This is a genomic window from Massilia sp. Mn16-1_5 (assembly GCF_004798585.1).
Lineage (GTDB): Bacteria > Pseudomonadota > Gammaproteobacteria > Burkholderiales > Burkholderiaceae_D > Telluria.
This window is the reverse complement of record NZ_PPXQ01000011.1, coordinates 204,878-214,994: the sequence shown is the minus strand read 5'-3', so window position 1 is coordinate 214,994 and position 10,117 is coordinate 204,878. Positions and strand designations below refer to the sequence as shown.

At 60.3% G+C, this 10,117-nt stretch carries 9 protein-coding genes and 1 pseudogene; 7 read left to right on the top strand and 3 right to left on the bottom strand.

Features of this window, described 5'->3' with window-relative positions; all coding sequences use genetic code 11:
* Positions 1 to 126: 126 nt before the first annotated feature.
* Positions 127 to 435 (bottom strand): annotated as a pseudogene (locus tag C2862_RS15390) (integrase); the annotation flags it as partial.
* A 180-nt stretch (positions 436 to 615) separates the two neighbouring features.
* On the opposite strand from C2862_RS15390, the gene C2862_RS15385 reads away from it, so the two are divergent.
* On the top strand, positions 616 to 1,134 hold the full coding sequence (locus C2862_RS15385) for a hypothetical protein (protein WP_136221008.1): 519 nt from the start codon (positions 616 to 618) through the stop codon (positions 1,132 to 1,134).
* 198 nt (positions 1,135 to 1,332) lie between these two features.
* Positions 1,333 to 2,070 carry a hypothetical protein gene (locus C2862_RS15380; protein WP_136221007.1) on the top strand — a complete coding sequence of 246 codons (738 nt, stop codon included), beginning with the start codon at positions 1,333 to 1,335 and terminating at the stop codon, positions 2,068 to 2,070.
* 172 nt (positions 2,071 to 2,242) lie between these two features.
* Here the strand turns inward: C2862_RS15380 and C2862_RS15375 are convergent, their stop codons facing one another.
* Positions 2,243 to 2,866, bottom strand: coding sequence for an N-methyl-D-aspartate receptor NMDAR2C subunit (locus C2862_RS15375; protein ID WP_136221026.1), 624 nt, complete (start codon positions 2,864 to 2,866; stop codon positions 2,243 to 2,245).
* A gap of 139 nt (positions 2,867 to 3,005) precedes the next feature.
* On the opposite strand from C2862_RS15375, the gene C2862_RS15370 reads away from it, so the two are divergent.
* From C2862_RS15370 to dnaJ, 5 genes are all read left to right on the top strand, one after another.
* The gene (locus C2862_RS15370) at positions 3,006 to 3,434 is read left to right on the top strand and encodes an organic hydroperoxide resistance protein (RefSeq protein ID WP_136221006.1); all 429 of its coding nucleotides are present in this window, start codon (positions 3,006 to 3,008) and stop codon (positions 3,432 to 3,434) included.
* Positions 3,435 to 3,588: 154 nt separating this feature from the next.
* Positions 3,589 to 4,692, top strand: a complete 1,104-nt coding sequence (gene hemH, locus C2862_RS15365) for a ferrochelatase (protein WP_136221005.1) — start codon at positions 3,589 to 3,591, stop codon at positions 4,690 to 4,692.
* 459 nt (positions 4,693 to 5,151) lie between these two features.
* Complete coding sequence (gene grpE, locus C2862_RS15360; RefSeq protein ID WP_136221004.1) at positions 5,152 to 5,706, top strand: nucleotide exchange factor GrpE; 555 nt, start codon at positions 5,152 to 5,154, stop codon at positions 5,704 to 5,706.
* A gap of 100 nt (positions 5,707 to 5,806) precedes the next feature.
* Complete coding sequence (dnaK, locus tag C2862_RS15355) at positions 5,807 to 7,747, top strand: molecular chaperone DnaK (RefSeq protein WP_136221003.1); 1,941 nt, start codon at positions 5,807 to 5,809, stop codon at positions 7,745 to 7,747.
* 103 nt (positions 7,748 to 7,850) lie between these two features.
* A complete protein-coding gene (gene dnaJ / locus C2862_RS15350; protein WP_136221002.1) occupies positions 7,851 to 8,975 on the top strand; it encodes a molecular chaperone DnaJ in 1,125 nt (374 codons plus the stop codon).
* A gap of 72 nt (positions 8,976 to 9,047) precedes the next feature.
* On the opposite strand, the gene C2862_RS15345 is transcribed toward dnaJ, so the two are convergent.
* On the bottom strand, positions 9,048 to 10,106 hold the full coding sequence (locus C2862_RS15345; RefSeq protein WP_136221001.1) for a porin: 1,059 nt from the start codon (positions 10,104 to 10,106) through the stop codon (positions 9,048 to 9,050).
* Between the last annotated feature and the right edge of the window lie 11 nt (positions 10,107 to 10,117).

Genomic DNA, 10,117 nt, shown 5'->3' with positions numbered 1-10,117 from the left:
CCTACTCGCACCGCTCGGCTATATACCGCCAGCCGAAGCTGAGGCAAACTATTACAAGCAACTGAGCAGTCAAGCCATTCCGGCCTGACTCACACTAACCGGCCTCCACGAAAGCCGGGGCGATTCAGAGTTCCGGGTTTGCTCCGTAATCTCGAACTGAACCGGCCGACCGGTCTTACGCTGCATGACGATCGCGCGGTGAAAGATGCTTCGCCCCTGCGAAACGTCCTTGACGCGCAGACTGACGAGGTCGCAGCCGCGCAGCTTACTATCGATAGCGAGGTTGAACAGCGCGAGGTCCCGCACCCGCGCGGACAACTGTAGACGAATGCGAATCGCCCAAATTTCCCGTAACTTCAACGGGAGCTTTTGCCCGACAAGACGTCCCTTGTTCCAGGGTCCTGCACTTTTGGCTTTGCTAGAGATCGAATCCATGAGGCCTCCGTGGTTGTGGAGTCCCATTGTGGGCACCTGGTGGTCCAGCAACCCCTAGCGCAGCCTTTGCTTGCCTTGGGAACAACCACGGCTGTACACTGAGCTGTATCGAACGGCCGAGATCGGCCAAAAACGGCCCTTCAACACATCCCAGCGAACGAACTACCGATCCAAAAAACTATGTCGAGCCGCCGCGTTGCTAATGTCCCAAAAGTTCGTCAACGTGATCTCGCCATCCAGTTTCCTTGGCTAATGGAGGTCGACCTGAGCGAGCGGCCCGAGAACGTTCAAACACTCTCGGTCTCGGTATTCGACCACTGGCTGTCGCAAGAAGAAGCGGGTGAGAAGCTAGAAAATGTTCCTGCAGTTGAACAGGCGCGTCGCGACGCCTTGCTCGGAGATTTTTGTTCTCGGATGGTTGGCTCAACTGAAGTAATCTCGTTCGTGCAGCGCGGCCGTCAATGGCGCCGCATAATTTTTCGCAGATTTTTGTCTGACGCAGTAATCTCCGAGTATTGCAGACCAGGCGGAGGTAGGGTCTTCGGGCACCGTCACTTTCAGGTCGTGCTTCCAGAATTTCGGTGTGCGTTTTATGAAAGCTGGGACGATACGTACCATTTTTTCTTTGTGCAACCGGGGATAGCAGAAGCTGCACGTGTTTGGGCGAGTCAGAGCGGTGTCTACCTGCTTGATCGATGACCTCACCTCGAGCGTCTGCAACGGGTCGTAAGCGGACGCTACAATACGTCTGCAACCGGCCAGAAGCAGTCGTTCAACTACCTTCGTATAGAAAGACATTTTCGCGCCGGCAATTGATCGGTATATTACCGCTTGCCTAGTAAGTGTTATCCGAACAAGAATTTCTATCCTCATCCATAAAAACAGGGGTGTATTTGCATGAAATCTCTACGTGTCCTGGCCTTTTCTTGCGTGGTTCTCATCGCTGGCTGTGCAGTGGACAAATACCAGTTAGCGACCCCCAGCTTCAAGCGAACACCTGCGGGGAACAATGGTGATGAGGTCGTCGTGTTGCTCCAACCAGTTTTTGCTGGTAAGCCCTTTTCGGAGATCGTGTGCGATAACACCGTCGGTGTCACATGGAGCCCGGCGGAATCCCGGAATATCGGATTTACCCAGCGCTATGCCAACTCAATCGCAAAAAATGCTCCCCAGCTGACCATGCTGGCTGCGTTGCCGGCCAATCAGCGCATCGGCATGTCTGCATCGGGAACCCTGCAGCCACTCAATGTCGATTCGCGGATTTTGGTACCGGTTGGACGCTACATTGCGGAGAACCTCAAGCTGGCGATTGGTGCCAACGGGCAGGTCTGTGAAGATCAGGAATGCTTCCGTCAGGCCATGCAGGAGCGGCCGGCCGCGCGCTTCGTCTCTGTCGAGTTCACAAAATTTCGCGTTGCAGAGGATCAACGCAACATGTTGACGATTGAAGCTGAAGGCGCAGCCACGGTAAGCGGTATCAATATCGCAAGAACAACTGTCCCAATTCGCAGTGTGGTCAACCGTAGCATTACCAGCGAAGGCATGTGGCATAGCGATTTTTTGCGGGCGATGAATAATATCGCGAACGAAAGCAGCTCAATAGTCGCTGAAAAAATCCGAACTGCCGGCCACTAATTGCTGCATAACGGACTGCCGAGGAGGGACTCAGCCTTTTCGATAAGGCGTTGTCTGCTTCGGGTCGAGAGCTGACATTCAGAAGACGAATCCTATTGAACAGGTCAGCTCTGGCATTCAAACTCGGCCTCAATACGAGTAGAGTGGGTAAGACGAAGGCTTGGTCCAAAAGTCAGGCTTGACTTCGTGTTCTGACTGTTTGACACAAATTCATTCGCGCTCGTCCCTCCAGCCTCGCATGCAGTTCAGCCGTCCTGTAAATCGCAGGCCTTTGCAGGAAGCGCGCCAGCAGCTCGCCGCGCTTTTGCCGGTACAGCTCATCAGGCACGCTGGCGTATTCGGCACGCACCTGCTCTTCGTATTCGGCGAAGCGCGCCGGTTCCGCGCCGAGGATCGCCAGGTCGACGTCGATCACCAGGCGGGCATCGCTTTCTTCCTCGGCCTGATGATGCGCCGTCGCCATGATCAACGCCTGGATGCGTGCAATCACATCCTGATCGGCACCGGCCGCGAGCAGCGCTTCGGCCGCCCACGTCGCACTGCGCGCCTCGTTGTCTGCTGCCTGCGGCACGTAGACGGCGTCGTGGAACCAGAGCGCGAGCGCCGCTTCGCCGGGGCGTTGGGTCAGGTGCGCGACCTGGTCGAAGAGGTCCAGGCATTCCGCCAGATGCTGCAGCGTATGGTTGTGGCGCTGCGGCTGCGCATAGCTGGCCAGCAGCCGGTCGAGCAAGGCGGCGTCCCCGGTCCGGCCGAGACTGGTCCAGTCACGTTTCCAATGTTGCTTGAAATCGATCATGGCGTTCACGATAACAGATCCGGAATCAGGGGCGGGAAGCGGGCGGCACGAATCCGGTGTCGCCGCGGTGACGCTACCGGGCGCTCCGCCATTTCTACCTCTGCCAGAATCTCCTTCCAACCAAAACAAGGAGGTTCGCATGAGCATCGACAAAGTCCTGTACCGCGCCAAGGCCACCTCGCAAGGCGGCCGCGAGGGAACATCGCGCAGCGACAACGGCGTGCTGGACGTCAAGCTGACGACGCCGAAAGAGCTGGGCGGAAATGGCGCGACCGGTACCAATCCCGAGCAACTGTTTGCGGCCGGCTATTCGGCCTGCTTCCTGGGAGCGCTGAAATTCGTCGCCGGCCAGGCCAAAGTAAAGCTGCCGGAAGAACTGACCGTCACCGGCGAAGTCGGCATCGGCCAGATTCCGACCGGCTTCGGCATCGAAGTCGACCTGACGATCCATGGTCCCGGCATGGAGCAGCAGCAATTGCAGGAGCTGGTCGACAAGGCCCACATCGTCTGTCCGTATTCGAATGCGACGCGCAACAACATCGACGTGCGCCTGAAAGTGACGACCTGATGTGATGTACACGGCGCGCCGGCCGCAGCGATTCGTGGCGCCGGCGCGACCACAACATTGCTGAACGGCTGGGCTATCGCACCGATCGAAAATATCGATTCGAGGCGGGTAGGCACCCACATATAATGGAGGCCCCTTAGCCTCCTATTCGCTCATGCCCTTCAGAAAAGAACCGGCCCACACCCACGGCGCGATTGCGCGCAGCGCGATTGTCCTCGTCAACCTCGGCACGCCTGACGCGCCGACCCGATCGGCGGTCAAGCGCTACCTGAAGCAATTCCTGTCCGACCCGCGCGTGGTGGAAATCCCGCGCCTGGTGTGGTGGTTCATCCTGAACCTGATCATCCTGCCGTTCCGCTCGGGTGCGTCGGCGAAAAAGTACCAGACGATCTGGACGCGTGAAGGTTCCCCTTTAAAAGTGCACACGCAGAAGCAGGCCAACCTGCTGGCCGAAACGCTGGAAGAGCGCGGCCACGAAGGCGTGCAGGTCCGCATGGCCATGCGCTACGGCTCTCCCTCGCTGCCGGAAGTGCTGGACGAACTGAAGGCGGAGAACTGCGACCGCATCGCCGTGCTGCCGGCCTATCCGCAGTATTCGGGCACGACCACCGGCTCGATCTGGGATGCCGTTTTCGCTCACTACAAAGACATCCGCAACGTGCCCGAGCTGCGCCTGGTCAAGCACTACCACGACCACGACGGCTACATCGACGCGCTGCACGACACGGTGCTCGCGCACTGGGACGCCCACGGCCGCGGCCAGAAGCTGGTGATGAGTTTCCATGGCGTGCCGAAGCGCACGCTGCTGCTGGGCGACCCCTACTATTGCGAATGCCAGAAGACGGCGCGCCTGCTGGCGAGCCGCCTGCGCCTGACGCCGGACGAGTACGTCGTCACTTTCCAGTCACGCTTCGGCAAGGCCGAGTGGCTGCAGCCCTACACGGCGCCCACCGTCGCCGAACTGGCGCGCCAGGGTGTGCAACGGGTGGACGTGATCTGCCCTGGCTTCACCAGCGACTGCCTGGAAACCTTGGAAGAAATTTCGATGGAAGTGAAGCACGATTTCGAGGCGGCGGGGGGCAAGGAATTTCATTACATCCCTTGCCTGAACGAGTCGCCGACCTGGATTATTGGCATGGCGGAGATTGCTGAACAGCATCTGATTGGCTGGCCGACCATGATGAGTCCGTCGCAGCGCGAGGCGGAGCGGCGCGATGCCGAACTCGGGCGCGAGCATGCGCTGCGGTTAGGCGCTTAAACCCAATTCGATTGCCGGCACCGGCGCATCATATCGGGCACTACCTATCACCACTGGGCGGGAGACCCGCCCAGCCTACGCCTCCCGGTCCGCTTTGCGGACCTGTTAAAATGGCACGTTTTGACGGCGCGTTCTACACCCCGGCGTAGCAGATGCACGCTACCGCAAGCGCGGTATAGACCACGACGGCGCTGCTGATCAATCGCAATTTCATGATGGCTCCCTTGGCCCTGGTTCTTGTTCTTCGCATGTTCTGATGCCTTGCAAGAATGGTAGAGCTTCCGGTCCGGGGAAGGATTACCTCATCGGTAAATCTTGTAACAATTGTTGTCAGGTTTTCTGCTGACGGCCTTGCAATACCCCTTGAATTTGTAGGAGATCGCCCCATATGCGGCGCTGTACGACAAGCAGCATCCGTCTAATTATTCAGCCAAGTATTTGATTTCAGGAGTGTTTTCGATGCAAGATCAAGAAAATCCAGAGGTGATTCCCCAGCCGGAGAGCGACGCCGCTGCCTCGGCATCTGCCTCCCAGGCAGCTGCCGCCCCCGCAGAGCCCGGCCTCGAAGAACAGCTGAGCGCGACCGAAGCCAAGCTGGCTGAAATGCACGACGCGTTCATGCGTGCCAAGGCCGACGCCGAGAACATCCGCCGCCGCGCCCAGGAAGACGTCAGTAAAGCCCACAAATTCGCGATCGAGAGCTTTGCCGAGGCCATGGTGCCGGTGCGCGACAGTCTCGAGATGGCGCTGAAGGTCGAAGCGCCGACGGTCGAATCGATCAAGGAAGGCGTCGAGATGACCCTCAAGCAGCTCACCGCCGCGTTCGAAAAGAACCGCCTGGTCGAAGTGATGCCGCAACAGGGCGACAAGCTCGATCCGAACAAGCACCAGGCCGTGGCCGTCGTGCCGGCCGACCAGGAAGCCAATACCGTGGTCAGCGTGCTGCAAAAGGGTTACATGATTGCCGATCGCCTGTTGCGCCCGGCCATCGTTACCGCAGCAGCACCAAAATAAGAAAAATTTCAGTGTGCTGACCGGCAAAAACCCTTGAAAGCACGCAGTTTTTCCCAATATTCCAAAACATCCGAAACTTAGCATTTAAAGGAAAATAATCATGGGCAGAATTATCGGTATCGACTTGGGCACCACCAATTCGTGCGTCGCGATCATGGAAAATGGCCAGCCTAAGGTCATCGAAAACGCGGAAGGCGCGCGTACCACCCCGTCGATCATCGCTTACCAGGAAGATGGCGAGATCCTCGTTGGCGCCCCGGCGAAGCGCCAGGCCGTCACCAACCCGAAAAACACCCTGTTCGCCGTCAAGCGCCTGATCGGCCGCAAGTTCGACGAAAAGGAAGTCCAGAAAGACATCTCGCTGATGCCGTACGCGATCACCAAAGCCGACAACGGCGATGCGTGGGTCGGCGTGCGCGACAAGAAGCTGGCTCCGCCGCAGATCTCGGCTGAAGTCCTGCGCAAGATGAAGAAGACCGCTGAAGACTACCTCGGCGAAGAAGTGACCGAAGCCGTCATCACGGTGCCTGCTTACTTCAACGACTCGCAGCGCCAGGCAACCAAGGATGCCGGCCGTATCGCGGGCCTGGACGTCAAGCGCATCATCAACGAGCCGACCGCGGCCGCACTGGCTTTCGGCCTGGACAAGACCGACAAGGGCGACCGCAAGATCGCCGTGTATGACCTCGGCGGCGGCACCTTCGACGTCTCGATCATCGAGATCGCGGACGTGGACGGCGAGAAGCAGTTCGAAGTGCTGTCGACCAACGGCGACACCTTCCTCGGCGGCGAAGACTTCGACCAGCGCGTGATCGACTACATCATCGACGAATTCAAGAAGATGAACGGTCTCGACCTGTCGAAAGACCCGATCGCCCTGCAGCGCATCAAGGCCTCGGCCGAGCGCGCGAAGATCGAACTGTCGTCGTCGCAGCAGACCGAAATCAACGAGCCGTACATCGCCATGGCGAACGGCGCGCCGGTCCACCTGAACCTGAAAATCACCCGCGCCAAGCTGGAGTCGCTGGTCGAGGAACTGATCGCCAAGACGATCGAGCCATGCCGCACCGCCATCAAGGATGCCGGCGTCAAGGTTTCGGACATCGACGACATCATCCTGGTCGGCGGCATGACCCGTATGCCGAAGGTGCAAGAGAAAGTCAAAGAGTTCTTCGGCAAGGATCCACGCAAGGACGTGAACCCGGACGAAGCCGTCGCCGTCGGCGCTGCGATTCAAGGTTCGGTCCTGTCGGGCGAGCGCAAGGACCTGCTGCTGCTGGACGTGACCCCGCTGTCCCTGGGTATCGAAACCCTGGGCGGCGTGATGACCAAGATGATCCACAAGAACACCACGATTCCGACCAAGTTCTCGCAGGTGTTCTCGACCGCCGACGACAACCAGCCAGCGGTCACCATCAAGGTGTACCAGGGCGAGCGTGAAATCGCTGCCGGCAACAAGGGCCTGGGCGAATTCAATCTCGAGGGCATCCCGCCGGCACCACGCGGCACCCCGCAGATCGAAGTGACCTTCGACATCGACGCCAACGGCATCCTGCACGTCGGCGCGAAAGACAAGGCCACCGGCAAGGAAAACAAGATCACCATCAAGGCGAACTCGGGCCTGACCGAGGACGAAATCCAGAAGATGGTGAAGGACGCCGAGCTGAACGCCGAGGAAGACAAGAAGGTCAAGGAACTGGCCGAGTCGCGCAACCAGGCCGATGCGCTGGTGCACTCGACCCGCAAGTCGCTGACCGAATACGGCGACAAGCTGGAAGCCGGCGAGAAGGAAAAGATCGAAGCCGCCATCAACGACCTGGAAGGCGCGATCAAGTCGGGCGACAAGGCCGACATCGACAACAAGACGGCCGCCCTGTCGACCGCTGCGCAGAAGCTGGGCGAGAAGATGTACGCCGACATGCAGGCACAGCAGGCAGGCGGTGCCGGCGCCGAAGGCCAGCAAGCCGGTGGTGCGGATTCGTCGGCCCAGGCTGACGACGTCGTCGACGCCGACTTCAAGGAAGTGAAAGACGCGAAGTAATTTGTAAGCGCGTACAACGGCCGAGCCGATGAATCCTAAAAGGTTCGCGGCTCGGTTTTTTTGCTCAGACAGTTTCGTTAAGTAGACAACAGCAAGGTGCCAAATGGCAAAGCGTGATTTTTACGAGATCCTTGGGGTCGCAAAGGGTGCTTCGGAAGAAGAGATCAAGAAGTCCTATCGCAAGCTGGCGATGAAGTACCACCCGGACCGCAACCCTGACAACAAGGAAGCGGAGGAGAAGTTCAAGGAGGTCAAAGAGGCCTACGAGATGCTGACCAATCCGGAGAAACGCGAGGCCTATGACCGTTACGGTCACGCCGGCGTCGACCCGAACATGGGTGGCGGCGGAGGCTTCGGCGCCGGCGGTTTCGGCGACGCCTTTGGCGATATCTTCGGCGACATCTTCGGCGGCGGCCGCGGCCGCGGCTCGAGCGGCCCGCAGGTCTACCGCGGCGCCGACCTGCGCTACAACCTCGAGATCACGCTGGAACAGGCGGCCAACGGCTTCGACACCACCATCCGCGTGCCGAGCTGGGACAAGTGCGACACCTGCCACGGCAGCGGCGCCAAGCCGGGCACGCAGCCGGTCACCTGCACCACCTGCGCCGGCCACGGCCAGGTGCGCATGCAGCAGGGCTTCTTCAGTATCCAGCAAACCTGCCCGAAGTGTCACGGCAGCGGCAAGATGATTCCGGAACCCTGCCCATCGTGCTCGGGCGCCGGCCGCATCAAGCGCAACAAGACGCTGGAAGTCAAGATTCCGGCCGGTATCGACAACGGCATGCGCATCCGTTCGACCGGCAATGGCGAGCCGGGCACGAACGGCGGTCCTTCGGGAGATTTGTACGTCGAGATCCACATCAAGCCGCATCCGGTGTTCCAGCGCGAAGGCGACGACCTGCATTGCGAAATGCCGATCTCGTTCTCGAAAGCGGCCCTGGGTGGCGAGATCGAAGTGCCGACGCTTACCGGTAAAGTCTCGTTCACGGTGCCGGAAGGTACGCAAACGGGCAAAACCTTCCGCCTGAAGGGCAAAGGCATCAAGGGCGTGCGCTCGGGTTATGCCGGCGACCTGTTCTGCCACATGATCGTCGAGACCCCGGTGAAACTCACCGAAAAGCAGAAGGACCTGCTGCGCGAGTTCGATCGTCTCACCAACGAAGGTGGCGCCAAGCACAGCCCGCAAAGCAAGGGCTGGATGGACAAGGTCAAGGACTTCTTCGAGTAAGCCGCTTCAAGACAAAACCGCCGGGTGGCATCAGCCCCTGGCGGTTTTTTCATGCCTGTGCGCGCTGCGCGTTCAGAAGCGGTGGCGCAGCCCCAGGGTAAATTGGCGGTCGCCCGTGCCGGCTTCCTCGCTGTTGCCTTCGGTGTAGGCCGCGCCATGGAGGTTGTGGATGCGTGCGAACGAGGTGTAGACGTCGCTGCGCTTCGAGAACGCATACATGTAGGCCAGGCCGAGCTGGCGCGCATCCTGGTCGAAGCGGGTGCGGTCATCCTTGCGCACGTAGCTGGCCACGACTGTGCTGGCGCCCAGCGGCATGCTTGCCGCCAGCAGCAGGTCGCGGCTGTCGGTGGACGCTACCGGCGCGGCGCCACCGAACAGCGCCTGCGTATTGTTCAGCGGCGAGCTGCCCGGTCCCCGGTTGAGCTCGTAGCCGAGGTGGGCGCGCAGCGGACCGAAGTCGTAGTTCGCACCCACCAAGGTATTGCGCGCGTCTTCGCTGCCTTTGACGATCGCCGTGTCGTTGTTGCGGCGGTGGTAAGCCACACGCGCATTGAGCCGGCCTCGGCTGTAGCCGAGCGAGCCGCCCCAGGCGCGCGCCGCCGCGCTGTCGCCGGCCACCTCTCCCGGCACATACATCAGGTCGCCGCTGAAACCGCTGAAGTCGGGCGAGCGGTACAGGACCGAATTGCCGGCCCGAAAGCCGGTCGGCGCCATCAGGTTGTTCGAGCGGATGATGCCGTTGCGCAGCGGGTCGACCACCACGTTCAGCGTCGTAAACAGCGGCGTGTCCTGCAGGCCGATCGACAGCGCGCCGTAGCGCCCGCGCAGGCCGACCAGCGCGGCGCGGCCGAACAAGGTGTTGTTCTGGGTCGAGTCGCCCTTGTCGGCGTGGATGCCGCCTTCGAGGACGAAGAAGGCGCTCATGCCATTGCCGAGTTCCTCGCTGCCGCGAAAGCCCCAGCGGCTCTGGGTCGCCATGCCGCTGGTGACGCGGGTTGCGCTGCCGCCCAGGCCGCCGCCGTCGACCGACAGGCCCAGGTCCATCACACCATAAAAATTCACTGCGCTTTGCGCGCACGCGGCGCCGCTGCCCAGCGCCAGCAGGACAAGGGAAAAACAGGTTTTGATCATGTTCGTCCCGT